Source organism: Pseudomonas sp. C2.3V, from assembly GCF_058536325.1.
Genome location: NZ_JBZUBN010000001.1, coordinates 2,821,860 through 2,846,818, shown reverse-complemented (window position 1 = coordinate 2,846,818; position 24,959 = coordinate 2,821,860). Strand labels below are relative to the sequence as shown.

Here is a 24,959-nt window from a genome sequence, read left to right as displayed (position 1 = left end):
TCATGCTTAATTATTTCTGGTTCGCCTTGGCTGCCTGTTTTGAGATCGCCGGCTGCTACACATTCTGGTTATGGCTAAGACTTGGCAAGAGTCCGCTGTGGCTGCTCCCAGGGCTTTTATCGCTTACCCTGTTTGCGCTTGTGCTTACACGTGTGGAGGCGGCTTACGCTGGCAGAGCCTATGCTGCTTACGGTGGGATCTATATCGTGGCATCGCTGGCCTGGTTGGGCCTGGTTGAAAAAACCAGACCCGCCTGGACCGATCTGGCAGGGGCTGCACTGTGTCTGCTGGGCGTGACGGTATTGGTAATAGGGCCGAAATTGTCAGTGCACTGAATATTCAGGCCTGTCAGGAAAGTGTCTCTTCATCTGGAGTGTTTAGCCACTCCTTGGGAACGTCCCGTCTGAGCATCAGCTGGCACTGGCCGCTGTCCGGCTCGAATACGATAACGGCTTCCCCATTTTCCAGCGCCCGACGTGCACGTGCTACACGCGTCTCCAGAGGTGTCTCATCACCGTTATCCGTTCCTTCTCGCGTAACAAAGTCTTCGAGAAGGTTGCCTAGCGTATCGGGGTTGAGCATGTCGTAGGGTATGAGCATAGCGGCAGTTCCTGAAGCGGGCAGCGATGCTAACGTACAGCTTGACCAGTTGGCGAGAGGACGCCGCCCAGCGGGGCGGCGTTATCGGTCACTATGTTTTCCCGCCCTCTTTGATTAATTCCTCAATGTGAGGCAGATGCGTCTGGTTGTCCTGATGCGTCTCTTCCAAATCGAGCTGATGCGTAAAGCGGTCAACGGAATTATCTGCTGGCGCTGCGTCGCTATCGAACACGGGCGGGCTGGTCATATAGCCCACCAAGAGCTGGCTTAGTGCTGCCAGACTGACAATGTGCGTCCGCTCATAGCCGTGGGTGGCATCACAGCCAAACGCCAGAAGCGCAATCCGGATGTCGTGCCCTGCATTGATAGCAGAGTGGGCATCGCTGTAGTAGTAGCGGAACAGGTCACGCCTGACCGGAATGCTGTTTCGCTCTGCAATACGCAGCAGATGGCGTGACAAGTGATAATCGTAAGGGCCGCTTGAGTCCTGCAGGGCGACACTGACCCGATGCTCATCGGACTGTTGCCCAGGAGCAACCGGAGCGATATCGATACCGACAAACTCGCTGACATCCCAAGGCAGTGCACCCGCCGCGCCAGACCCTACTTCTTCCGTGATGGTAAAGAGAGGGTGGCAGTCTATGGGGGGAACGATACCGGCTTCCTGAATCATCTTGAGCGCCGTTAGCAGAGCGGCTACACCTGCCTTGTCGTCCAGGTGACGAGCGCTGATGTAGCCGCTCTCCGTGAACTCCGGTAGCGGATCAAAAGCTACGAAATCTCCTACGCGTACACCCAGGTATTCCGTCTCTGAACGGCTTTTGGTGGTAGCGTCTAGACGTAGCTCGATGTGATCCCAGCTGACGGGCATCTTGTCGACTTCGGTATTGAAGGCATGCCCAGAGGCGAGCAGGGGTAGTACGCTGCCACGTAGGGTTCCGTTGTCGGTAAAGATGCTGACCCGACTTCCTTCGGCAAAACGACTGGACCAATGGCCTACCGCCGCCAGGCTCAGACGGCCGTTATCCTTGATTTCCCTGACGATGGCACCGATCGTATCCAGGTGAGCGGAAACCGCTCGGTCGGGGCTTTCCTTACGTCCTTTTAGTGTGGCGCGAATCGTTCCTCGTCGTGTCAGCTCGTAGGGAATGCCGATTTCACTCAAGCGCTCGGCCACGTACATGACGATTGTGTCTGTAAAGCCTGTCGGGCTTGGAATGGCGAGCATTTCCAGCAGGACACGGCGCAGATAATCCAGATCCGGTGTCGGCAGCTTATTCAAGCGGGCACCTCTCGAGACAGGGGAAACAACAGATCAATGAAGCGCTCCGCCGTAGGGCGGGGTTCATGGTTGGCCAAGCCTGGCCGCTCATTGGCTTCAATGATTACGTATTCACTTTGATCAGCAGCCGGTACCAATAGATCCATGCCTGTCACTGGGATATCCAAGGCCTTGGCAGCGGCTACTGCGGCCTGCGCCAGTTCTGGGTGAAGAATATCGGTAACGTCTTCCAGCGTGCCCCCGGTATGAAGATTTGCTGTCTTGCGGACAAACAGGCGGGTGCCTTCTGGCAGGACCGTGTCATAACTGTAGCCGGCAGACTTGATCGCACGCTCGGTTTCTTCATCCAGAGGTATCCGACTTTCACCTCCGGTTGCTGCCTGGCGGCGGCGGCTCTGGTGTTCGATCAACTCATGAATGTTTCGACGGCCGTCACCAATGACCTCGGCAGGACGCCGTATAGCGGCCGCCACGACTTCATGACCAATGACAACAATGCGCAGGTCAAGACCTGCATGGTAGCTTTCGAGCAGCACGTTATCGTCGTAGCGACGAGCTTGGGCAATCGCGGCTTTCAGGTGCTCAGGATCACGTACATCCACGGCGACGCCTTTGCCCTGCTCACCGTTGACCGGCTTTACAACCAGGGCGCCGTGCTTGGCAAGAAACGTTTCGTTTTCTTCATCTTCACTGGCTAGACACTGATCAGGAACCCGTAATCCTGCTTCCTTGAGTGTCCGGATTGTGAGGGTCTTGTCCTGACAAAGTGTCATGGTGACAGCGCTGGTCAGGTCCGACAGTGATTCGCGGCAGCGGATTCGGCGGCCCCCCTGTATGAGGGTAAAAAGACCAGCCTGGGCATTATCTACTTGTACATCGATCCCGCGACGTTGAGCCTCATCTACGATGATCTTGGCATAGGGATTAAGCCCTGCCTCAGGGCCAGGGCCGAGGAAAAGGGTCTGGTTGATTGCGTTCTTGCGCTTGACGGTAAAGGTCTGGAGTTCCCGAAAGCCCAGCTTGTCGTAAAGACGCTTGGCTTGACTGTTGTCATGCATGACCGACAGGTCCAGGAACGCCAGGCCGCGGCTGGCGTAGTGCTCAATCAGGTGACGAACCAGAGCTTCTCCCACGCCCGGGCGAGGGCAGTCAGGCGCGACAGCCAGACACCAGAGACTTGAGCCGCCTTCGGGATCGTTGAATGCCTTAGCGTGGTTCAGCCCCATGACCGAGCCGATAATGGCGCCCGTGTCCTGATCTTCTGCCAGCCAGTAGACCGGCCCACCCTTGTGTCGGGGCGTGAGTTTTTCGATATCCACGGGCAGCATATGGCGCGTCTGGTAGAGACGATTGATCTCGCTCCAGTCGCTTTCGCTAAAGGCCCGGCGAATACGAAAGCCGCGGAAGGGCGCATGTGCGGGGCGATAGTCGGTGAACCACAGCCGCAACGTGTCGGATGGATCCAGGAAAAGCTGTTGCGGTGCATAGGCCAGTACCTGCTGAGGCGCAGCCACGTATAGGGCGATGTCTCGCTCGCCGGCCTCTTCCTTGAGAAGTTCCTTAGCCAATACCGATGCGTCGGAGAACGTATGGCCGATTAGAATTCGACCCCATCCGCAATGCAGGCAAACGGATTGGCACGTAGCCCGTTCAGCCCCAGTCATCTGGGCCTGTAGACGCTCATAATTGGGCGTCTGAGCCCTTTGAAGACGCTGATTGTTATAGTAGGCGGCTTTCATCGTGCAATACTCCAACACTTATAGGCCATGTTCACTCAGCCACAAATTAAGGGCGGCGAGCTGCCAGAGCTTGGAGCCCCGTAGCGGTGTAATCTGGTCGTCAGGGTTCTTCAGGAGTCGATCGATTTCTGCAGTATTGAATAGCTGGCGATCCTGGCTGGGATCAAGCAGCAACTCACGTACCCAGGTCAGGGTATTACCTTGCAGATGCTTCAGGCCCGGTACCGGGAAATAGCCTTTGGGGCGGTCAATGACTTCTGCCGGAATCACCTTGCGAGCTGCTTCCTTGAGGACGTGTTTGCCGCCGTCTCCCAGCTTGAACTGCGCCGGAATACGGGCAGACAGTTCCGCCAGCTTATAGTCAAGGAAAGGAACACGCGCTTCCAGGCCCCATGCCATGGTCATATTGTCGACTCGTTTGACCGGGTCGTCTACCAGCATCACAGTGCTGTCCAGGCGTAGCGCCTTATCAACGCCAGCTACTGCGCCGGGTTGTGCAAAGTGCTGACGAACGAAATCACCTGCAGCGTCATGATCCAGACGGCGGCTGTCCTGAACAGTAGCTGCGTATTCGGCATAGTCACGATCGAAGAAGGCGGCTCGGTAAGCTGTAAACGGATCTGCCGCACCATCAACCTGTGGATACCAGTGGTAGCCCGCAAAAAGCTCGTCCGCACCCTGGCCGCTCTGTACAACCTTGCAATGCTTGGACACTTCACGCGACAGGAGGTAGAAGGCGATACAGTCATGGCTTACCATCGGCTCGCTCATGGCTCTGAACGCGGCGGGCAATTGCTCAATGATTTCAGATTCGTTGATGCGCAGCCTGTGATGCCGTGTACCGTAGCGCTGAGCGATCAGGTCTGAATACTGAAACTCATCCCCACGCTCTCCACCTGCATCTTCAAACCCGATGGAGAAGGTCAGCAGATCGCGTACGCCGGACTCGTGCAGCAAGCCGACCAGCAGGCTTGAGTCCACACCGCCGGACAGCAGCACACCTACATCGCGGGCTGCCCGCTGTCGAATCGAGACAGCATCGCGCAAGCTGTTCAGGACTTCGCCGCTCCAGTCTTCCATGGTGTAGTTGGCTTCATCGGCAGTTGGGCCGTAATTCAGCGTCCACCAGGTTTGCTGTTCGGTTTTGCCGTTGGCGTCAATGACCATCCAGGTAGCTGGCGGCATCTTTTTTACGCCGTTCAGGATGGTGCGGGGCGCTGGTACAACAGCATGGAAGTTGAGGTAGTAGTTCAGCGCGACGGGATCGAGAGAGGTATCGATATCATCTGCTTCAAGCAGGGCGGGCAGGCTTGAAGCAAAGCGCAGGCGTTCATTGGTCTGGCTCAGGTACAAGGGCTTGATGCCCAGGCGATCGCGTGCAATGAACATTTGCTGCTTGTCGCGATCCCAAATAGCGAAGACGAACATGCCGTTGAGTTTGGGCAGCATCTCCTTGCCCCAGGCGTGATAGGCCTTGAGCAGAATTTCGGTATCGCCGCCAGAATGGAAGCGATAACCCTTGGCCTCCAGCTCGCTGCGTAGCTCTGGGTAGTTGTAGATGGCGCCGTTGAAAACCATCGACAGGCCCGTGTCCGAGTCAATCATGGGCTGACCAGAGGCTTCTGCCAGATCCATGATTTTCAGGCGTCGGTGGCCTAGCGCAACAGGGCCTTGGCTATGAAAGCCCCAGGCGTCGGGGCCGCGTTGAGCGAGGCGATGGGTGACCCGTTCCAGCGTGGCCAGGGTGACGGGACGATTATCGAAACGTAATTCTCCAGCTATACCGCACATAGTTCCTTACCGGTTGCTCCGTTGGGGTGGGGAGGTATTGCTCCACAGGGAAACGACAAGCATTTGTGGGGGTAAGTTGCATTTTTCCGCCCGAATGACTCAAGGCAACAGGCTATTACGGGGACTGGGTACCGTTTTCAGACCTTAGTGAAATTAATCTGCTGGTAAGGGTTGAAAGCCACCGCCAAGACCTTATATTGGTAATGTATCGTTATAATGTAACGAAGCGGCTCGATGTAGAGTCCAACCGAGTATCCAGGAGGTACCATGAAACCGAATATTCATCCTAACTATCGGCCAGTGCTTTTCCATGACACCACGGCAGATCATTACTTCCTGATCGGCTCTACGGCACAGACTGATCGTACCCAGGAATTTGAAGGCAAGACCTATCCCTATGTGGCACTGGACGTGTCCAGTGCTTCGCATCCAATCTATACCGGTGAGCAGCGCCAGTTGAAAAGCGAGGGTCGCGTCTCTAGCTTCAACAAGCGTTTCGCAGGGTTTCCGGGCGGAAGCAAGTCTTCCCAGTAATCCGGCCTCACTGAAAAAAGCCCTCATGATTTTGAGGGCTTTTTATGTCTGAATGAAGGAATGGCTGGCGGTAAGCGGGGTCCTCTTTTAATCAGCTTGAAAAAGCAAAAGAGGATATCTGATGAAAGCACGCAATCTAAATAGCGCCATTGTGGTCATTACTGGCGCTTCCAGCGGGATTGGTCGGGCCACCGCTCAGGCGTTTGCACGGCAGGGGGCTTGCCTGGTATTGGCTGCTCGAGATAAGGCGGCATTAGACGATACGGTTGCCGAGTGTCTTCTCTTGGGAGGCCGGGCGATTGGTGTGCCTACGGATGTCACGTTGATGGAGTCAGTCTCGCAATTGGCCGAGCGTGCGCTGGAATTTGGACACGGACGGATTGATATCTGGGTCAACAATGCGGGTATCGGTGCGGTAGGCAAGTTTGATGAGACGCCTTTTGAGGCGCATGAACGCGTCGTGCAGACCGACCTTCTAGGCTATCTGCGTGGCGCCTACGCCGTTGTGCCGGTTTTCAAACGGCAAGGGTCAGGGGTTTTGATCAATACCTTATCGGTAGGCAGCTGGGTACCGCTTCCCTTTGCAGTGGTCTATTCGGCTGCCAAGTCAGGCCTGAGAGGATTTACCGAAGCCTTGAGAGGCGAGCTTACGCGCTGGTCCGATATTCATGTCTGCGATGTTTACCCTGCGTTCATCGATACGCCAGGGCTGCGAGACGGCGGTAATTACAGTGGAAGGACAATAAAGCCGACGCCACCTGTTTATGATGCTCGAAAGGTCGCCAGAGCCATCCTCTCCATGGCGCGTTATCCACGCAAGTCTACGACAGTAGGGCAAGCCGCCACGGTACTTCGTGCAGCCCATGCGCTGGTGCCTGGTTATGCTCGGCTGTCCCGGATCTTTATGGATCGCGCCTTGAGTCGAATGGAGCCGGTAGAGCACTCCTCGGGCAATCTGTTCAGCCCTCCCAGTGGCAATCGCAGTGTCGATGGAGGATGGCGTCGTCCTGATGAGCGCATGGTCGTGGCAGCAACCGGTGCTGCGGCGCTAGTATTTGGGGCGTACCTGTACCGGCGACTGACGGAGCGGTCAGATTGATCCCTAGCGTGCCGCACTGACGCCTTCAAGCGTAGCGAAGGATGTGTCCTTGGCTGTTAGTAAAAAGTCCTGCATGAAGGGAGCTTCCAGCATGTCCTCTCGAATACCGGCATACAGTGTGGCATACAAGCCTTTCTCACCCAGACGCTTCGCGGTCACATAGCCACGCGAGCTGTACTCATGGAGCGCCCAGTTAGGAAGACAACATACGCCCCGGCCGGATGCTACCAACTGCAGCATCATGACCGTCAGCTCTGCCGTACGTATGCCGGCAGGCTCGACGCCGGCCGGGTCGAGAAAGTGCCTGAAGATATCCAGACGCTCACGGTCGACCGGATAGGTGATCTGCGTTTCTTCAGCCAGATCCTCAGGCACGATGTAAGGCTTGCCAGCTAAGGGATGCTGGTTGGCCATAGCTAGCTGCGCTTCATAAGTAAAAAGCGGAATGTAAGTGATGCCGGTGAGATCAATCGGGTCTGACGTGACGACAAGGTCAAGATCGCCACGTGCCAGGGCTGGTAGCGGGGCGAATGAAAAGCCCGAGGCGAGATCCATCTCCACTTCAGCCCAGGAATCACGAAACTGATCAATGGTAGGCATCAGCCACTGAAAGCAGCTATGGCATTCAATGGCAATGTTGAGGCGCCCGGCAGTGCCGCCAGCAAAGCGTGACAGGTCACGTTCCGCACTGCGAAGCTGAGGTAATACCGCATCGGCCAATTGCAGGAGGCGCAGGCCGGCACTGGTAAAGCGCACTGGCTTGGTCTTGCGGACGAACAGGCTCAGGCCAAGGCGCTCTTCAAGCTCCTTGAACTGATGAGACAGTGCAGATTGGGTCAGATGAAGACGTTCGGCAGCTTCGACAAGGCTGTCAGCCTCACGCAGTGCGTGTAGCGTTTTCAAGTGACGAAGTTCGAGCATGGCCTGGATCCTGATGAGTGCAGCAGGTATCCATTATGAATGATTTCCAAGCCAAGGAGGGCATGAATGAAACTGGCTCATGATTCGGCCAGTTTCATTCACGTATCCATTACGCTGCTGCGTGACTGGCCTTGCGGATATCCAGACTGCCTAGATAGGTTTCCAGCTTGGTCTTGTCACCAGGGGTAAACTCAAGGCCCAGCTTGGTCCGGCGCCAGAGTATGTCGTCTGCCGCGTTGGCCCATTCGTAAGCATGGAGATAATCCACTTCACGCGCATACAGGTCCGCCCCCAGGCATTCGCCTAGGTCGGCCATTTGCGTAACGCCTTCCAATAGCTTGCGTGTGCGGTTGCCATAGGTGGTTGACCAGCGCTGGGCAAGTGCTGCTGGCAAATCCTTGACCTGTGCCTGTAACTGTTTGGCCAGTGCTTCAGGCGTCGTCATGTCTTCTCCGCCCGGTAGCGTAGCCTTGGCTGTCCAAGGCTGTCCCATCGTCTTGAAGAACGGCTGCAACTGCTGCATGGCCGACTCGGCCAGCTTGCGGTACGTGGTCAGTTTTCCACCAAAGACCGACAGCAAAGGCGCATCGTTTTCAGGAGCCGACAGTGACAGGGTGTAGTCACGAGTAATGGCTGAAGGATTGTCTGACTCGTCATCACACAGGGGGCGTACGCCCGAGAACGTATGCAGGACGTCACTGCGGGTCAGCTTGTGGCGGAAGTGTGCGTTTGCCACACCCAGGATGTAGTCAGTTTCCTGCTCGGTAATCTGTACATTGGCTGGATCACCTTTGTACTCACGATCCGTGGTACCAATCATGGTGTAACGGCCCAGGTACGGAATCGCAAAGACAATCCGGCGATCTTCGTTCTGCATGATGTAGGCATGATCGCCTTCATATAGCTTGGGCACGACGATGTGGCTGCCTTGAATCAGTCGAATACCATAGGGCGAGCGCTCTTTGATGTTTTCGCGAACGATCTGGGCAACCCATGGACCTGCCGCATTGACCAGGGCTTTTGCCTTAATCGAGAAGGTACTGCCGTCTTCACGCTGAAGGGTCAGGTGCCACAGTTTGTTAGCGCGATGGGCGCTTGTGCAGGTGGTGCGGGTATGAATATGGGCGCCACGCTCGCGGGCAGCCATGGCGTTGAGTACAACGAGGCGTGCATCGTCTACCCAGCAGTCCGAATACTCGAAACCCTGGTTGATATCACTGACCAGAGGGCTATCGGAACCGAACCGAAGACCACGGGAGGCGGGGAGCTTTTCACGCTTGCCCAGGTGGTCATAAAGGAAGAGACCTGCGCGAATCATCCAGGCCGGACGCAGATGTGGCCGGTGCGGCAGGACGAAGCGCATGGGCTTGACGATATGCGGAGCCTTGGCCAGCAGTACCTCGCGTTCGGCCAACGCTTCGCGTACCAATCGAAATTCGTAATGTTCGAGATAACGCAGGCCACCATGAATCAGCTTGCTGCTGGCCGAGGAGGTATGTCTCGCCAGGTCGTCACGTTCGCAGAGAAAGACGGACAAGTTACGGCCTGCGGCATCGGCTGCAATACCAACACCATTGATACCACCGCCGATCACGGCGATGTCGTAAGTCTCGGAAAGGGGCGGCGTCCCGAGCAAAGTGGACTGAGGCATGGGCGTCTCCTGTTATAAACGAACATCAATGTTCGTATTCGAACAATCGTAGACAAAAGAGTTGCCTTGCGCCAGTCGTAAACCGATAAAAAAACTCTAAAAGGAAAATAAACGAACTTAAATGAATTAAATGTGAAAGGCCTGACACTCTAGTCAGGCGATTTCAAGACGGACTTTGAATTGAGAGAGCAGCCGGGTAAAGGCTTCGTCTGGTTGAGACTCGGTAAAGAGCACATCGATCTGCTCAAGCGAGCCCAGGCGAATCATGGCGCTGCGTCCGAATTTACTGGAGTCGGCTGCCAGAAAGACCTTACGTGCGTTTTCGAAAATGGCCTGTGAAACGCGAACCTCCTGATAATTGAAATCCAGCAGAGTGCCGTCTTCATCGATGCCGCTGATGCCAACCAGCGCGTAGTCCACTTTGAATTGCTTGATGAAGTCAGCTGTCGCCTGGCCTACCACGCCGCCGTCACTGCGCACGCTGCCACCTGCAATCAGGACTTCGAAGTCCTCTTTCGCGCTAAGGATGTTCGCAACATGGAGGTTGTTCGTAATGATCTTCAGGCTACGGTGATTGAGCAGCGCGTGAGCAATCGCTTCGGTCGTCGTACCGATGTTAATGAACAATGAGGCATGATCCGGGACCTGTGCTGCAACGGCCTCCGCGATACGACGCTTCTCATCACGCATTTGTCCAGCACGCATGGTGTAAGCCGTGTTTTCCACGCTGGAGTCATGGGCGGCACCACCGTGATAACGACGCAGCAAACCGCTTTCGGCCAGCTGGTTGATGTCTCGACGAATCGTCTGGGGGGTTACGGTGAAATGCTGGGCAAGCTCCTCGATGCTGACATAGCCACGCTCGCGGACAAGGTCCAGGATGTTCTGCTGACGGGGCGCCAGGCTCATGCAATCTTCCTTCAACGGTGGTTTGACAGGAAGAATGCCGTAGCGAGGCGCCGGGCGCCAGTTCAGTGCATCAACTTCATCGTCCTGATGTGAAAAGGGCGACTTCCCAGTCGCCCCGTCCAATGACATCAGTCCTGCGCCCAGCCGCGAGTACGCTCGACAGCTTTCTTCCAGCCCTTGTAAAGCTCCTCGCGATGGTCGCCATCACAGGTGGGCTCGAACACGCGCTCGATGGTGCTCTTGTTGCGTAGTTCGTCCAGGCTGCTCCAGAAGCCGGTGGCCAAGCCAGCCAGATACGCTGCACCAAGGGCAGTGGTTTCCTTCATTTCGGGGCGCTCTACGCAGGTGCCTAGAAGGTCGGCTTGGAACTGCATGAGGAAGTTGTTTGCGACGGCACCGCCATCCACACGTAGCGAGCGTAGACGCTCGCCGGCATCCTGCTGCATGGCATCCAGTACGTCGCGAGTCTGATAGGCAATCGACTCCAGGGCTGCACGAATCAGATGCTCAACCTTGACGCCGCGGGTCAGGCCAAACATGGCTCCGCGGGCATAGGGATCCCAGTAGGGAGCGCCCAAGCCGGTAAAGGCCGGTACCAGATAGATACCATTGCTGTCCTTCACCTTGGTGGCGAAGTACTCGGAATCCAGGGATTCGTTAATGACCTTGAGCTCATCGCGCAGCCACTGAACGGTAGAGCCACCATTAAAGATGGCACCTTCCAGTGCATAATTCACTTCCCCGCGTGGACCGCAGGCAATAGTGGTTAGCAAGCCATGCTGGGACTGCACCGCTTTCTCACCAGTGTTCATCAGCAGGAAGCAGCCGGTGCCATAGGTATTCTTAGCTTGGCCCGGCTCTACACACATCTGGCCAAACAGGGCGGCTTGCTGGTCACCTGCAATCCCTGCGATGGGAATGCCGGTTTCCTGGCTGCTGCCCAGAGTGGCATAGCCGTAGACTTCGGAGGAGGAGCGAACCACCGGCAGCATTTCGCGGGGGATATCCAGTGCTTCAAGCATTACGGGATCCCAGTCACGCTTATGGATATCGAAAATCAGGGTGCGTGAGGCATTGGTGTAGTCGGTGACATGGACCTTGCCCTGGGTCATCTTCCAGATCAGCCACGTATCGACAGTACCGAACAGCAGCTCGCCACGGCGGGCGCGCTCACGGCTGCCCTCCACGTGGTCCAGGATCCACTTGATCTTGGTACCGGAGAAGTAGGGGTCGATGACCAGTCCGGTCGTGCGGCGGATATGCTCTTCCATGCCGTCACGCTTGAGCTGATTGCAGATCTCTGTGCTTTGGCGGCTCTGCCATACGATGGCATTGTAAATCGGGCGGCCTGTGGTCTTGTCCCAGACGATGGCAGTTTCGCGCTGGTTGGTAATACCGATGGCGGCTACATCGTCATGGCTAATGCCTGCATGAGCCAGGGCCTCCACAAAGGTAGCGCTCTGGGTGGCCCAGATTTCCATCGGGTCATGCTCGACCCAGCCGGCTTGCGGATAGATCTGTGCGAATTCACGCTGAGCAATGCTCACCACATTGGCGTTACGATCCAGCACGATGGCGCGGGAGCTGGTGGTGCCCTGGTCCAGGGCCACGATGTAATGCTTGTTATTAGACATGATGGAAATCCTTATTATTGAGCCTGTGATGCGCTGATCTTGGGCTGAGCGGCAGCGTCTTTCTTATTCGTTTCAACTGAGGTTTCTTTGACTGGAATGTCGCACGCTGCTGAGCCAAGACTGGGCAGGTGACGGCAGATGAGCGCCTTGTAAGCAGCGGCACCCAGACAGGCACCCAGGATGGGCGCGAAGATCGGTACCAGGAAATAGGGTATATCGCGGCCACCGGTCAGGGCTACATCACCCCAGCCAGCCAGGAAAGTCATAAGTTTAGGACCCAGGTCACGAGCCGGATTCATAGCGAAGCCTGTCAGCGGGCCCATAGATCCACCGATCACAGCAACAAGCAAACCAATTAGAAGCGGGGCCAGCGGGCCGCGCGGAAGACCATTGCCATCGTCGGTCAAGGCCATGATCACGGCCAGCAGGATGGCGGTAATGACCATCTCGACCAGGAACGCCTGACCAACAGACAGGGCTGCGTTCGGATAGGTGGAGAACACGCCCGCAAGCTCAAGGCTGGCTACGCTACCGCGTACCATATTGTGAGCCTGTTCGTATTCGAAAAAGAGGCTGTTATACAGGCCGTATACCAGCGCGGCGCCACAAAAAGCGCCTGCGATCTGCGAAATGATGTAGAGCGGGACTTTTCTACGCTCGAAGCCGCCAAACAGCCAAAGCGCAATGGTAACGGCAGGGCTCAGATGTGCACCCGACACGCCAGCGCTCAAGTAAACCCCCATGCTGACCGCAATGCCCCATATGATGCTGATTTCCCAGAGCCCCAGAGTGGCTCCGCCAACCTTCATGGCAGCGACGCAACCGGTTCCGAAGAAAATGAATAATCCTGTTCCCAAAAACTCGGCAATGCATTGCCCACGTAGGGTGGGCATTAGTGGAGTACTCATACGAGGAGCCTCTTGATTGTTGTATTTATTGCGGTAGTAGAAAAAAAGTGAAACTACATCCTTTCGGAAACGAAAAGTTAGTTTCAAAATCGAACGTTGTCAAAGGTTCTTCTTTCATCCCCATAGAAAATTGTGATGAGCGAAGCAGGATATTTTATGACAGGCAAAACACTTGTTTGAAAGGGAACTTTATAAGGCGTGTTTCAGGTCACGCTTGAGGGACGCCCCAAGTAAGGCGTTACAAGGCTTTACAGGCTGCAAGGGCAGAGACAAACTGGATCATAAAGCCACAAGGATAATGGCATGACACCAGCGATAAACCTGCTCAAAAAGCACAAGATAGAGCATCGCGTGCTCAGTTATGTGCACGATCCCAAGGCCGCTTCGTATGGGCTCGAGGCGGCAGACAAGCTTGGACTTGAACCCGTCCGGGTGTTCAAAACATTGTTGGCTGCTACCGAGAAGGAGGAGTTGCTGGTGGCTATCGTTCCGGTAGGTGGCAGTCTTGACCTGAAAGCCTTGGCCCATGCGGCGTCTGTCAAAAAGGCAGACATGGCGAATCCTCAGGTAGCCCAACGTGCTACCGGCTACCTGGTAGGCGGAATCAGCCCGCTGGGGCAGAAGAAACGCTTGAGAACGTTCATTGACAGCAGTGCCGAGCAGTTTCCTACCATTTATGTCAGTGCAGGCAGACGTGGCCTTGAAGTGGAGCTGTCTGCCCAGGCGCTGGCTAGCCTGACCGCAGGGCAGTTTGCCGAGATTGCACGGGAGTAATGTGCAGGTTCTCTGCTCGTAGGGGTAGCGGGCAAAGGAAGTCCTTTCAACTGAGTTGACCAATCGATTCACTGCGCTATGGTCAATTATTGCCGCTCTGGTGTTTTCCCTTGATCGCTATCTGGCTGCTCGCAATTACAGCGGGCTTTGAGTGTGCCCGTAGCGGTTGGTGACAAGAGTGCCGATGATCCGAGAGATCCTACACAGAGCGAGTTGCCGGACCAGTTTAACTGTCATAGCTGGTGAACTGTACATTGTGACGTAGGCACGTTTCGCTCATGCTGTACGAAGAACTCAAAAGAAAAGATGGAGCAAACCATGCAACTCGACTTTCACCAAATCGATGCCTTCGCTGATCGTCCGTTCGCGGGTAATCCAGCGATGGTCTACCGTCTCGATGCATGGTTGCCGGACGATCTGATGCAGAAGATTGCCGCTGAGCATAATCTGGCGGAAACGGCCTTTATCCGCCGGGAGGGTGATGTCTGGCGCATTCGGTGGTTTACCCCAAAGGTTGAAATACCGTTGTGTGGCCATGCGACGCTGGCAGCGGCTCATGTACTGTTTACTGTTTATGAGGAAGCGGGAGAAAAGATCGAGTTTATTTCCCGCTCCGGCACCCTGCGTGCCTATAAGGAGGACGATGGGCTTCTGGCGCTGGATTTTCCCGCACAGATTCCAAGTGAGATCGGTTCCACACCAGAGCTGGAGCGTGCATTAGGCGTTAGTCCGGTCGATGTACTGGGCGCAGATAAGCTACTGGTTCTCCTGGAGTCGGAAGAGGCGGTGCGCAACTGCAAGCCTGACTTTGCGGCTCTGGCGCGCCTGCGTTGGCCGGGCGTTATCATTACTGCTCGAGGTGAGCGGTATGATTTCGTGTCCCGTTTCTTTGCGCCTGGTATTGGCATCAATGAGGACCCTGTGACTGGCTCGGCTCACTGTAGCCTCATTCCCTATTGGTCTCGTCGCCTGGCGAAGCGGATGCTGCGAGCCTACCAGTGCTCGGAGCGGGGCGGGGAACTCTGGTGCCGTCTGGATGGCGAGCGCGTGAGCATCGCGGGTCACGCTCGTCGCGTCGCCAGTGGTCGTCTATTGCTGGATTGACGTTATGTGGCGCTGAAGGTTGTCAGCGCCGTTTTCTTGAGCGCAATTCCGATCTGTTCACCGGCACTGTGCTCAATAAAGCCTGGGAAGGACGCTTCGAGGCGTGCTCCTGACGCAAGCGCTAGTTGATAGCGGGTGCTTGCACCAAGAAATACCTGGTTGACCACCTGCGCGGTCAACGTGCTCGCGGGGCTATAGAGGATGTCGTCAGGCCGAAGGAGAACGCGAAGCTCATCGCCTTCCTCGAACGCTTTGTTCCTGGCCCTGACAACCCCAAGTTCCGTTCTGATCGATTCTGAGTCGACGGCACGACCCGGAATGAAAAATCCCTGGCCTACAAACGTTGCCACAAAGGGAGTAGCAGGGGTCTGATAGAGGTGCCCAGGTGTATCCCATTGCTCAAGATGGCCATGCTGAAAAACCCCCACCTTGTCACTTACCGCAAACGCTTCTTCCTGGTCATGAGTCACCAGGATGGCGCTGGTGCCTCGAGCTTTCAGAATATCCCGGACTTCGCTGCTGAGCGATCGACGAAGCTCTACGTCCAGGTTGGAAAAAGGTTCATCCATCAATAACAGACGAGGCGACGGTGCCAAGGCGCGAGCCAAGGCAACACGCTGCTGTTGACCACCTGACAGTTCATGAGGATAGCGTTTGGCCAGCTGCTCCAGTTTGACCAGGGCCATCAGCTCACCCACGATGCGCTCGCGCTCGGGATGCTTGCGAATACCAAAGGCGATGTTGTCACGTACGTTCAGGTGAGGAAAAAGAGCATAGTCCTGAAAGACCATGCCGATCCCGCGCTGCTCTGGCGCCAGGGTAAACCCCGCTCGGGAAATGACCTGATCGGCGAGACGGATTTCGCCCTGCATGACAGGCTCGAATCCGGCGATGGCGCGCAGCGTCGTGGTCTTCCCGCATCCCGATGGACCAAGCAGACAGCCAATCTCTCCTGACTCAAGAGACAGGCTCAGGTCGCTTACGATCGTGCTGCCACCGTAGCCGCAGGCCAGATAGCTGAGCGTGAGAATGCTCATGCGTTGCGTGTATGTGGGATCAGAAACTCCATCAATGCCTTTTGCGCATGCAGACGGTTTTCTGCTTCATCCCATACGACCGAGCGTGGATCTTCCAGCAGGTCGTGACTGATTTCTTCTCCGCGGTGCGCTGGAAGGCAGTGCATGAAAACGACATCCCGGCTGGCTTTGTCCAGGAGCTCACGCGAGACCTGATACGCCTTGAACGTTTCCAGACGGATTTTCGATTCCTCTTCCTGGCCCATGGATGTCCAAACGTCAGTACTGACCAGATGAGCGCCTTCTACGGCCTCTGTTGGATCACGAACAATTTGAACGCGGTCACCGGCGCGCTCAACGAAGCGGGCGTTTGGCTCAAAGCCTTCGGGGCAGGCCACACGCAAGGTGAAGTCCAGTTGTTCGGCAGCTTCTATATAGCTGTTGCACATGTTGTTTCCGTCACCGATCCAGGCCACGACCTTGCCCTGAATGCTGCCGCGGTGTTCGAAGAATGTCTGCATATCAGCCAGCAGCTGACAGGGATGAAGGTCATCAGACAGTCCATTGATAACCGGAACGTTGGAGTTTGCCGCAAAGGTCGTCAGGGTGCTGTGGGCATAGGTACGGATCATGACACCATCGAGCATACGGGACATGACGCGGGCACAGTCATCTACCGGCTCACCGCGGCCTAACTGAGTGTCGCGCGGGGACAGGAAAATGGCTTGGCCACCTAGCTGGATCATGCCTGCCTCGAAGGACAGACGCGTACGGGTCGAGGCCTTTTCGAAAATCATGCCAAGAACACGATTTTTCAACGGTTCGTGGCTGACGCCTCGACTACGCAGTTCTTTCAGCTCGATGCCACGGCGGATCAGCTGCAACAGCTCATCGGGTGTGCAATCCATGAACGAAAGAAAATGCCGAGCGCTCATCATCAATACCTATGAATACAGGCCAGGGGTGCCGGCCGGCTTCAGGAAAAACAGGCTACACCCAAAGCTACTGCCGCACCTATGCGGAGGAAAGGGAAGGGCCGGATCTTATAAGTAATTTATATATTTGCGCAAATCCCTGGCGAGGCTGCAGAAAAGATGAGATTGCAACCGGTTATTACGCAAAAGGTAAAACTTCACAAAGATTGGAAAATTGTTCCGCTACGGTTGTTACATTTTTGTTAAATGACTACTATGCCGCCCGCCTTTCGAGGCGACGTTATTACCCCGCAACGGGGTTATTGGAAAATTGTATGCAAAGGAGTATTGCATGAAACGCGTAGTGTATGCCGCTGCCTTCTCTACTTTGGCCCTGCTCACTGGCTGTGCCAGCCAGAACGTAAGTCAGCCAGCTCTACCTCTGGGTGGCGCGGTTGATACCGGTCTGAAAGCGGATGTCAAAGTAGGTGAAACCATCACAGGTCAGTCTTCCGTAAACGTTCTGTTCGGTATGCTGAAGCTGGGTGGTGATAGCAAGTTTGCAGACGGCGTTACCTATGGTGGTGGCGAAGGTGGTTTTGCTCTGGGACTGGATCCAGTTTCCTCGGCTAAAGCTGCTGCAGCTTACAAGGCTGTCAAGGCTTCGGGCGCTGACGTAATCGTTGCCCCGCGTTATGAAGTCGATGTTCAGGACTACCTGGTGTACAAGGCCGTCAACGTCAAAGTGACTGGCCAGAAAGGCACCATCAGCTCTATCCATTAAGGATGAGCTCGAACCGGCGGACATAGAGTTCGCCGGTTCGAAGAGAAACGACTGCCGCGTTCTTTCTCCCGCCAATTTCTCCTCCTGCGTCAAGTCACGCCATTATCAGGCTTGTAAATTGTTTCTGTTGCCCCTATCTGTATGGACGGGTGGCCAGAGGCAAAACCGAGCGTTTCACTGGGTTTTCCGTTACACTGGTCAGCACTGAAATTCAGCGAGGTGCACCGTGGATATCATCGAAACGATCAAAGAACAGATCGCCAATAATCCTGTTCTTCTTTACATGAAAGGCTCCCCCAATGCTCCGCAGTGCGGTTTCTCTGCCCGTGCCTCGCAAGCGTTGATGGCGTGTGGTGAGAAGTTCGCCTATGTGGACATCCTGCAAAATCCTGAGATCCGGGCCAATCTGCCTAAGTATGCCAATTGGCCAACGTTCCCCCAGTTGTGGGTAAACGGTGAGCTGGTAGGCGGTAGCGATATTCTGCTGGAGCTGCACGAAAAAGGTGAGCTACAGCAGCTGGTCAAAGGCGCTGCGGGTAAAACCGAGGCCTGATCGGATGGCCAGATGAACTTCTGGTAACCGCTTCGGCTCTGACTGCCTGGGTTGTCTAGTAGTCAACCGGATTCAACAAAGCCCCGCTTCGGCGGGGCTTTGTTTTGCTGGAGTGGTTATGGCTGAGAAGACATTAGCAGGCTCTGCGCGTTGGGCTTGCGCTTATTTCTTTGCTATCAATGGACTGGTGCACGGCAGTCTGATGGCGCGGATACCGGCCTTGAAAATGCAGGCCGGACTTGACGAAGGTACGCTTGGACAGGCGTTGCTGTGCCTGGGGCTGGGTGCCTTGACAGCGTTCCCCCTGACAGGAATTCTCCAGCGCTGGCTGGGTAGCCGCCGGATTGTAATTGGTGGAGGGCTACTGCTCCTGCTTGTCTTTCCCTTGGTCGGGCTGGCCCATCAATGGCTCAGCTTCGCCTTGGCGATGTATCTTATTGGTTTGGCCAGTGGCGCAATGGATGTTGCGGTCAACACGCAGTCTGTAGAAGTCGAACGAGCCCTTCGGCGTCCGACGCTTTCGCTTCTTCACGGGATGTACAGTCTTGGCGGCCTGGTCGGTGCGCTAGGGGCGGCTGCGCTGGTGGCATTGTCACCCGTCTGGCATTTCCTCTTACTGGCAGTGATTGCCCTTATCTTTCTGCTGCCTGGCGGTAAACGGCTTTTGCCTGATGAGCACATGCCTGCGCGCACCCATAAAGGTTCGGGGCTGCGTTTGCCGCCCATGGCAGTCGTAGGGCTGGGTCTCATGGCGTTGTGTTCGTTTGTGTCCGAAGGCGCTATCGCTGACTGGAGCGCCTTGCTTCTGCATGATGTGAAGAATGCCAGCGAAGGGTTATCCGCTTTGGGATACGCCGCCTTTTCCGCCACGATGGTATTTGGCCGACTCTTTGGTGATCGCCTGCGTGTTCGCTTTCAGGATCACTCACTGGTTCGTGCGCTTGGAGGGTTGGCAACACTGGGGATGGTTGTAGCGCTGCTGGCGCCTGATGCGATCATTTCGATCATTGGGTTTGCTCTGGCCGGTCTGGGACTGTCGATCATTGTGCCGATCCTTTTCAGTGCTGCAGGCAATCGCCCGGGCATTGACCCGGGGGTTGGCGTTGCTGCTGTTGCTACCCTGGGCTATGGCGGGCTGCTCATGGGGCCTCCGCTGATCGGTCTGTTGGCCCAGGCAGTAGGGCTCAAGCTGGCCCTGCTGTCCATTGTGGCGTTATGTGCCGCGCTGTGTCTGCGCGCCGGCATCGTTCGAAGAGGCTAGCGAGCCACCAGCCTGGTATTGTCCAGGCTGATGCAAGGAACTTCCTGACGCGTTCGTGAGCCTATCGGTCATCACTCGACGATAATAAGCACGTGCGTATTCCCTGGCAGGTTTTCCTTGCGCCTAGCCCGTTGGCGCTCAAGTTTGCGGTCAAGACGCTTTTTGCAGCGTGTCTGGCCCTATGGCTTGCGTTTCGATTCGATCTTGAACAACCCACATGGTCGATGATGACGGTCTTTATCGTCTCGCAGCCGTTGTCCGGCATGGTGGTAGCCAAGGGTCTGTTTCGTCTGATCGGGACCGTAGCCGGGACGATCATGTCTGTGGTGTTGATTGGCCTGTTTGCACAGACGCCCTGGGCTTTTCTTCTGGCCATGGCGCTCTGGCTCGGGTTGTGCACCGCTGCGTCGACCTTGCTGCGCAATCATGTGTCCTATGCCTTCGTTCTGGCCGGCTACACCGTAGCGATCATCGGCCTGCCAGCCATTGCTCCGCCGCTCGGCGTTTTTGATCAGGCAGTCGCTCGCTGTACGGAAATCTGTATGGGCATCATTGTGGCGTCTATCGTCAGCTCGGTGATCTGGCCGCAACGTGTAGAGCAGAACCTGAGTCAACAGGCCAGCAAGGTGTGGCAGGCGGGTCTGCAGGCAGCACGCGCTGAGGTGGCTGAAGATGAAACCGCTGCGACCGGGCTGCTTGGGGTGTTTGGCCAGATCGTGGCTGTTGATGCGCAGCGCGACCACACATGGTTCGAGGGCCATCGGGGACGTCAGCGTGCCCGGGCGTTGCGATTGTTCTGTCGAGATCTGCTGAGCCTGTTGCGTACCTCGCGGGGCGTGGTTCGCCAATGGCGTAACCTTGAAGCGAATGAGCAAGAGGCGGTCGCGCCCTGGCGTGAAGAGGTCATCCAGCATCTGGATCCGTTCGAGCCAACGGCCATTGAGGCATTGCTCAACCGGCTCCGTGATGAGCTCAATGACCCACGTTACAACAATGACCAGCGCTACTTTCTGGCTCGCCTGGGCATTCTGCTCGGCAAGGCGCTAACGGCTGAACAAGCCGAACGGGCGGTTGCCCGTGGCGTGGCTGATGACAGTGCTCCTTCGGCACTGTCCTGGCATCGTGACATCCAGACGGCGCTGTTGTATGGAATGCGCAGCGCATTGGCATTGCTCGGACTTGCGATCTTCTGGTTGAACACCGCCTGGCCTGCCGCAACCGGTGCCATGCTGTTGGGTGCTGTTTTATGCAGCCTGTTCGCCAACCGCGATAACGCCGTTCAGATCGGCCTAAGTTTTCTTCGTGGTATTGCCTACGCCATCGTGGTGGCCATTGTTGTCAGCCAGGCCGTATTGCCGTCATGGTCCGGCTTCCCGTTATTGTGCCTGGGTATGGGGGTTCCGCTGTTTTTTGCCGCGCTTGGAATGGCGGGGCCACCAGCGGTAGTAGGTACGGCTACTGCGTTTGCGTTGCACTTCATTGTGCTGGTTTCGCCAAACAACCATACCCGCATGGACATGGCGAACCTGCTCAATCAGGCACAGGCGCTGGTCATTGGCGTTGGCTTTGCCGTCGTGATCTTTCGTTTGATTACGCTGCGTCACCCGCGGCGGCTGATCCGAAGAATTCTTTCAGCCACGACCTATGACCTGCAGCGTCTGACAGAGCGCCCTCTTGGTATTGCTGAAACCTGGTTTGGAGGGCGGATGGCCGATCGATTGCTGCAACTGGCACGCAATATCAACCTCATGCCGCTTCATGAACGTCGTCGCTGGCACGATGGCCTGCTGGCATTGGATCTGGGTAACGAGCTGTTGCACCTGCGCGCCTGCCTTGACGGGGCGACCGGCTCACTGGCGGCAGAGCGCGATCGTTTCCTACAGGCGTTTTCGGCAGCCCTGGCAAATGGTCTGGAGCATGTACGGCCGGAGCAGCTGGATGAACCCGCGAACCGATTACGCTCTGTATTAGAAGCCGTACCAGAGCCGGATGAGCCCAAGCGCCTGGCTCATGGAGCGGTTCGCCAGTTGCAGCGAACCTGGACGATGTGGTGCCAATCGCTTGAGGATCACCATGGACCTGCATGAATGGGCTATCGGCGGCGTTTACCTGAGCCCGCTGTTTCTTTATGCGGTAGCGGCTTTATTACTGACAGGTGTGATTCGGCTGGTCATGCATAAACTTCATGCGAGTCGCTGGATCTGGCATGAGGCGCTATTTGGGTGCGCACTGTTTCTGCTGCTGCTCGCAGCCATTACCTGGGTTGCCGCAACGTGACGTGGTCAAGGTGAATATGAACGCTTGGATGAGGAGGGCATGATGCGCAAGGTGGCCCGTGTAGCGATTACAGTGGTCGTGGTGATAGTGGCCGTGCTGGCTGGCCTATGGCTGTGGCGGTTTTACATGCTCTCGCCCTGGACGCGTGATGCACGTGTTCGAGCCGATGTCGTAGTCGTCTCGCCCGATGTGGCCGGTTGGGTGACTCGCTTGCCTGTCAAGGATAATCAGCTGGTCAAGAAAGGTGATCTGATCATGCAGATCGACCGGGAGCGATACCAGGCTACGCTCAACCACGCCCGTGCCGTTGCCGATACACGCAAACAGCAGCTGCGCCTGCGTGAGAGCGAGGCTGAGCGCCGTAATCGTCTGGGTGTCAGCGCCATTAGTGCCGAAGACAGGGAAAATGCGCAGATTAACGCTGCCGTGGCACGGAGTCAGTATCAGGAAGCGCTGACGGATATCCGGCTGGCGGAGCTTAACCTGGCGCGTAGCCAAGTGCTGGCGCCTCGCGAAGGGCGCATCACGAACCTGCGATTTGCCGAAGGTAACTACGTACGTACCGGTGAAGCTGTCATGGCGCTGGTTGATACGCGCTCTTTCTACGTCATGGCCTATTTCGAGGAAACCAAGATCCCGCATATTGCAGTAGGGGATGCCGTCAATATCCGCCTGATGAGCCACAAGGGGATTCTCAAGGGGCGTGTGGCCAGCATCAGTAGCGGAATCACCGACCGCAACGCAAGCCCGGACGAGCAGCTATTGGCGGAAGTTCAGCCCACGTTCAATTGGGTACGACTGGCGCAACGTATTCCGGTCCGCGTAGAGCTCTTGGATGTGCCGCCGGAGGTGCAATTGAGTGCCGGAATGACCGCTAGCGTCTCGGTGCTCGATGCCGAAGGGCATCATCCGCTGGAGGGGTGGCGCAGTCTGTGGGATTACTAGCGGGCCCGCCGACAACTCTCGAGACACATGCCGTCACACAAATAGCTATGGTTGATCAGGTCGGATAGCCCACGTTGCTGTTGCCGCCGTAAGCGTATTCGGCATCCGAGCCATATGCCGACCGCTCCAGTCCCGCCGCGTCAGCGGGGCTGTAGGGTCGCACTTTTAAGCCTCTACCCTTTATCTCGCGAAACAGTCCCTTTATCCCGGTTACGACTAAAGTCGTCTGGCTGTCAGGTGCCGGTAGCCTAGAGTACAAATCGACGATCCCCGTCACGCTGTGAGGACAACAATAATGAACGACAGCATCTACCGGCGGATAGAACAAAATCCGCAATTCAAAGAACTGGTTGCCAAGCGTGAGCGTTTTGCCTGGCTGCTTTCCCTAATCATGTTAGGACTCTACGTCGCCTTCATCCTGCTTATCGCCTTTGCGCCACATGTATTAGGTGCTCGGATCAACCCGGATAGTCCGATTACCTGGGGAATTCCGATCGGTGTCGGTCTGATTCTTTCCGCTTTTATCCTGACAGGTGTCTATGTTCGCCGTGCCAACGGTGAATTCGACCAGCTTAACCGTGCCATTTTGAAGGAGGTTCAACAATGAAAGCGCCTCTCTCTGCAGTAATGGGACTGGCTCTGTTCGCTCCGGCTGCCTGGGCTGCCGATGCGTTGACCGGTGCCGTTCAACGGCAACCTTTGAACGTGGCCGCTATCGTAATGTTCGTTGCTTTCGTGGCGGGGACATTGGGGATCACTTATTGGGCTTCCAAACGCAACCGTTCAGCGGCAGATTATTACGCTGCTGGCGGTCGCATCACGGGCTTTCAGAATGGTTTGGCAATCGCAGGCGACTATATGTCTGCCGCCTCCTTTCTGGGTATTTCCGCGCTGGTATTTACGTCGGGTTATGACGGCCTGATCTACTCCATCGGCTTTCTGGTCGGATGGCCGATCATTCTGTTCCTGATTGCTGAGCGCTTGCGTAACCTGGGCAAATACACCTTTGCCGACGTTGCCTCCTACCGTCTCAAGCAGAAGGAAATCCGTACCCTGTCTGCCTGTGGTTCGTTGGTGGTGGTGGCGTTGTACCTGATCGCTCAGATGGTGGGTGCCGGCAAGCTGATTCAGCTGCTATTCGGCCTTGACTACCACGTGGCGGTGATCCTGGTCGGCATCCTTATGGTCATGTACGTATTGTTTGGCGGCATGCTGGCCACTACCTGGGTGCAGATCATCAAAGCGGTACTGCTGCTTTCAGGCGCAAGCTTCATGGCTATCATGGTAATGAAGTCCGTCAACTTCGACTTCAGTGCGCTGTTCTCCCAGGCTATCGCGGTCCATCCGAAAGGCGAGGCCATCATGAGCCCCGGCGGTCTGGTAAAAGACCCAATCTCGGCTTTCTCCCTGGGGCTGGCGCTGATGTTTGGTACTGCAGGTCTGCCGCATATTCTTATGCGCTTCTTCACGGTGAGTGATGCCAAAGAAGCTCGCAAGAGCGTGTTCTACGCTACCGGTTTCATCGGTTATTTCTACATCCTGACCTTTATCATCGGTTTCGGCGCGATCCTACTCGTCAGCACCAATCCTGCGTTCAAGGATGCTGCCGGTGGCCTGATTGGTGGCAACAACATGGCGGCGGTGCACCTGGCCAACGCGGTGGGTGGCAGCATCTTCCTGGGGTTCATCTCGGCGGTAGCGTTTGCGACCATTCTGGCAGTAGTAGCAGGCTTGACGCTGGCCGGTGCGTCGGCGGTTTCCCACGACCTGTATGCCAGTGTGATCAAGAAAGGTAATGCCAACGAGAAAGACGAGTTGCGTGTCTCCAAAATCACAACGATTACCTTGGGTGTAGTTGCAATTGGCTTGGGTATCCTGTTCGAGAAGCAGAACATCGCCTTCATGGTGGGTCTGGCTTTCTCAATCGCGGCCAGCTGTAACTTCCCGGTACTGCTGCTCTCCATGTACTGGAAGAAACTGACCACGCGAGGTGCCATGATTGGTGGCTGGTTGGGGCTGATCACAGCGGTAGCTCTGATGATTCTGGGCCCGACCATTTGGGTTACCATCCTGGGTCATGAAAAGGCGATCTACCCTTATGAATATCCAGCACTGTTCTCCATGCTCGTAGCGTTCATCGGGATCTGGTTCTTCTCGATTACGGACAAATCTACCGCAGCCGATGAAGAGCGTGCTCGATTCTTCCCGCAGTTCGTTCGCTCTCAGACGGGTCTTGGCGCTTCCGGCGCAGTGGCTCACTAAG

Annotated in this window: 24 protein-coding genes; 13 read left to right on the top strand and 11 right to left on the bottom strand. The window is 56.1% G+C overall.

Going from position 1 to position 24,959, the window contains the following annotated elements; genetic code table 11:
- The first annotated feature begins 2 nt into the window (after positions 1 to 2).
- Positions 3 to 335, top strand: coding sequence for a YnfA family protein (locus AC4LF3_RS13490; protein ID WP_010795103.1), 333 nt, complete (start codon positions 3 to 5; stop codon positions 333 to 335).
- Positions 336 to 348: 13 nt separating this feature from the next.
- On the opposite strand, the gene AC4LF3_RS13485 is transcribed toward AC4LF3_RS13490, so the two are convergent.
- From AC4LF3_RS13485 to AC4LF3_RS13470, 4 genes are all read right to left on the bottom strand, one after another.
- The gene (locus AC4LF3_RS13485; protein ID WP_010795102.1) at positions 349 to 600 is read right to left on the bottom strand and encodes a YheU family protein; all 252 of its coding nucleotides are present in this window, start codon (positions 598 to 600) and stop codon (positions 349 to 351) included.
- 91 nt (positions 601 to 691) lie between these two features.
- Positions 692 to 1,882, bottom strand: coding sequence for an osmoprotectant NAGGN system M42 family peptidase (locus AC4LF3_RS13480; protein ID WP_010795101.1), 1,191 nt, complete (start codon positions 1,880 to 1,882; stop codon positions 692 to 694).
- A complete protein-coding gene (ngg, locus tag AC4LF3_RS13475; RefSeq protein WP_019365321.1) occupies positions 1,879 to 3,621 on the bottom strand; it encodes an N-acetylglutaminylglutamine synthetase in 1,743 nt (580 codons plus the stop codon). Before ngg ends, AC4LF3_RS13480 begins: the two co-directional genes overlap by 4 nt.
- Before the next feature lie 18 nt (positions 3,622 to 3,639).
- Positions 3,640 to 5,412 carry an N-acetylglutaminylglutamine amidotransferase gene (locus tag AC4LF3_RS13470; protein WP_073449366.1) on the bottom strand — a complete coding sequence of 591 codons (1,773 nt, stop codon included), beginning with the start codon at positions 5,410 to 5,412 and terminating at the stop codon, positions 3,640 to 3,642.
- Positions 5,413 to 5,679: 267 nt separating this feature from the next.
- On the opposite strand from AC4LF3_RS13470, the gene AC4LF3_RS13465 reads away from it, so the two are divergent.
- Positions 5,680 to 5,946 carry a type B 50S ribosomal protein L31 gene (locus tag AC4LF3_RS13465; RefSeq protein WP_010795098.1) on the top strand — a complete coding sequence of 89 codons (267 nt, stop codon included), beginning with the start codon at positions 5,680 to 5,682 and terminating at the stop codon, positions 5,944 to 5,946.
- Between the two features lie 121 nt (positions 5,947 to 6,067).
- Entirely contained in the window at positions 6,068 to 7,045 is a 978-nt protein-coding gene (locus AC4LF3_RS13460; RefSeq protein WP_491835465.1) for an SDR family oxidoreductase, read from the top strand.
- A gap of 3 nt (positions 7,046 to 7,048) precedes the next feature.
- Here AC4LF3_RS13460 and metR read toward each other — a convergent pair whose 3' ends face one another.
- The 5 genes from metR to AC4LF3_RS13435 all read right to left on the bottom strand — a co-directional run bounded on the left by metR (position 7,049) and on the right by AC4LF3_RS13435 (position 13,068).
- The gene (metR, locus tag AC4LF3_RS13455) at positions 7,049 to 7,966 is read right to left on the bottom strand and encodes a transcriptional regulator MetR (RefSeq protein ID WP_491835464.1); all 918 of its coding nucleotides are present in this window, start codon (positions 7,964 to 7,966) and stop codon (positions 7,049 to 7,051) included.
- 109 nt (positions 7,967 to 8,075) lie between these two features.
- Complete coding sequence (glpD, locus tag AC4LF3_RS13450; protein WP_491835463.1) at positions 8,076 to 9,617, bottom strand: glycerol-3-phosphate dehydrogenase; 1,542 nt, start codon at positions 9,615 to 9,617, stop codon at positions 8,076 to 8,078.
- A 153-nt stretch (positions 9,618 to 9,770) separates the two neighbouring features.
- Positions 9,771 to 10,526, bottom strand: coding sequence for a DeoR/GlpR family transcriptional regulator (locus AC4LF3_RS13445; protein ID WP_010795094.1), 756 nt, complete (start codon positions 10,524 to 10,526; stop codon positions 9,771 to 9,773).
- A 128-nt stretch (positions 10,527 to 10,654) separates the two neighbouring features.
- Entirely contained in the window at positions 10,655 to 12,160 is a 1,506-nt protein-coding gene (gene glpK, locus AC4LF3_RS13440) for a glycerol kinase GlpK (protein ID WP_197872346.1), read from the bottom strand.
- 14 nt (positions 12,161 to 12,174) lie between these two features.
- On the bottom strand, positions 12,175 to 13,068 hold the full coding sequence (locus tag AC4LF3_RS13435) for an MIP/aquaporin family protein (protein ID WP_010795092.1): 894 nt from the start codon (positions 13,066 to 13,068) through the stop codon (positions 12,175 to 12,177).
- A 303-nt stretch (positions 13,069 to 13,371) separates the two neighbouring features.
- Here AC4LF3_RS13435 and ybaK point away from each other — a divergent pair, with 303 nt between their 5' ends.
- Both ybaK and AC4LF3_RS13425 read left to right on the top strand, forming a co-directional pair.
- Positions 13,372 to 13,842 (top strand): Cys-tRNA(Pro) deacylase, encoded by a 471-nt coding sequence (ybaK, locus tag AC4LF3_RS13430; protein ID WP_312270994.1) that lies wholly within the window; start codon positions 13,372 to 13,374, stop codon positions 13,840 to 13,842.
- 318 nt (positions 13,843 to 14,160) lie between these two features.
- The gene (locus AC4LF3_RS13425; RefSeq protein WP_019365832.1) at positions 14,161 to 14,946 is read left to right on the top strand and encodes a PhzF family phenazine biosynthesis protein; all 786 of its coding nucleotides are present in this window, start codon (positions 14,161 to 14,163) and stop codon (positions 14,944 to 14,946) included.
- A 2-nt stretch (positions 14,947 to 14,948) separates the two neighbouring features.
- Here the strand turns inward: AC4LF3_RS13425 and AC4LF3_RS13420 are convergent, their stop codons facing one another.
- Positions 14,949 to 15,983, bottom strand: a complete 1,035-nt coding sequence (locus AC4LF3_RS13420; protein ID WP_197872344.1) for an ABC transporter ATP-binding protein — start codon at positions 15,981 to 15,983, stop codon at positions 14,949 to 14,951.
- Positions 15,980 to 16,897, bottom strand: coding sequence for an ornithine carbamoyltransferase (argF, locus tag AC4LF3_RS13415; RefSeq protein WP_122042088.1), 918 nt, complete (start codon positions 16,895 to 16,897; stop codon positions 15,980 to 15,982). The genes AC4LF3_RS13420 and argF overlap by 4 nt, the downstream gene beginning before the upstream one ends.
- Before the next feature lie 331 nt (positions 16,898 to 17,228).
- Between argF and AC4LF3_RS13410 the strand changes: the two genes are divergently transcribed.
- The 8 genes from AC4LF3_RS13410 to AC4LF3_RS13375 all read left to right on the top strand — a co-directional run bounded on the left by AC4LF3_RS13410 (position 17,229) and on the right by AC4LF3_RS13375 (position 24,958).
- A complete protein-coding gene (locus AC4LF3_RS13410) occupies positions 17,229 to 17,660 on the top strand; it encodes a hypothetical protein (protein ID WP_010795087.1) in 432 nt (143 codons plus the stop codon).
- A 226-nt stretch (positions 17,661 to 17,886) separates the two neighbouring features.
- Positions 17,887 to 18,213: a Grx4 family monothiol glutaredoxin gene (grxD, locus tag AC4LF3_RS13405; RefSeq protein WP_010795086.1), complete on the top strand. Its 327-nt coding sequence runs from the start codon at positions 17,887 to 17,889 to the stop codon at positions 18,211 to 18,213.
- Positions 18,214 to 18,331: 118 nt separating this feature from the next.
- Entirely contained in the window at positions 18,332 to 19,474 is a 1,143-nt protein-coding gene (locus AC4LF3_RS13400; RefSeq protein WP_491835462.1) for an MFS transporter, read from the top strand.
- A 92-nt stretch (positions 19,475 to 19,566) separates the two neighbouring features.
- The gene (locus AC4LF3_RS13395) at positions 19,567 to 21,561 is read left to right on the top strand and encodes an FUSC family protein (RefSeq protein WP_491835461.1); all 1,995 of its coding nucleotides are present in this window, start codon (positions 19,567 to 19,569) and stop codon (positions 21,559 to 21,561) included.
- Entirely contained in the window at positions 21,548 to 21,751 is a 204-nt protein-coding gene (locus AC4LF3_RS13390) for a DUF1656 domain-containing protein (protein ID WP_019365827.1), read from the top strand. The genes AC4LF3_RS13395 and AC4LF3_RS13390 overlap by 14 nt, the downstream gene beginning before the upstream one ends.
- A gap of 42 nt (positions 21,752 to 21,793) precedes the next feature.
- Complete coding sequence (locus AC4LF3_RS13385; RefSeq protein WP_019365826.1) at positions 21,794 to 22,696, top strand: efflux RND transporter periplasmic adaptor subunit; 903 nt, start codon at positions 21,794 to 21,796, stop codon at positions 22,694 to 22,696.
- Between the two features lie 295 nt (positions 22,697 to 22,991).
- Entirely contained in the window at positions 22,992 to 23,303 is a 312-nt protein-coding gene (locus AC4LF3_RS13380) for a DUF485 domain-containing protein (protein ID WP_019365825.1), read from the top strand.
- A complete protein-coding gene (locus AC4LF3_RS13375; RefSeq protein WP_239381108.1) occupies positions 23,300 to 24,958 on the top strand; it encodes a cation acetate symporter in 1,659 nt (552 codons plus the stop codon). The genes AC4LF3_RS13380 and AC4LF3_RS13375 overlap by 4 nt, the downstream gene beginning before the upstream one ends.
- Position 24,959 lies beyond the last annotated feature (1 nt).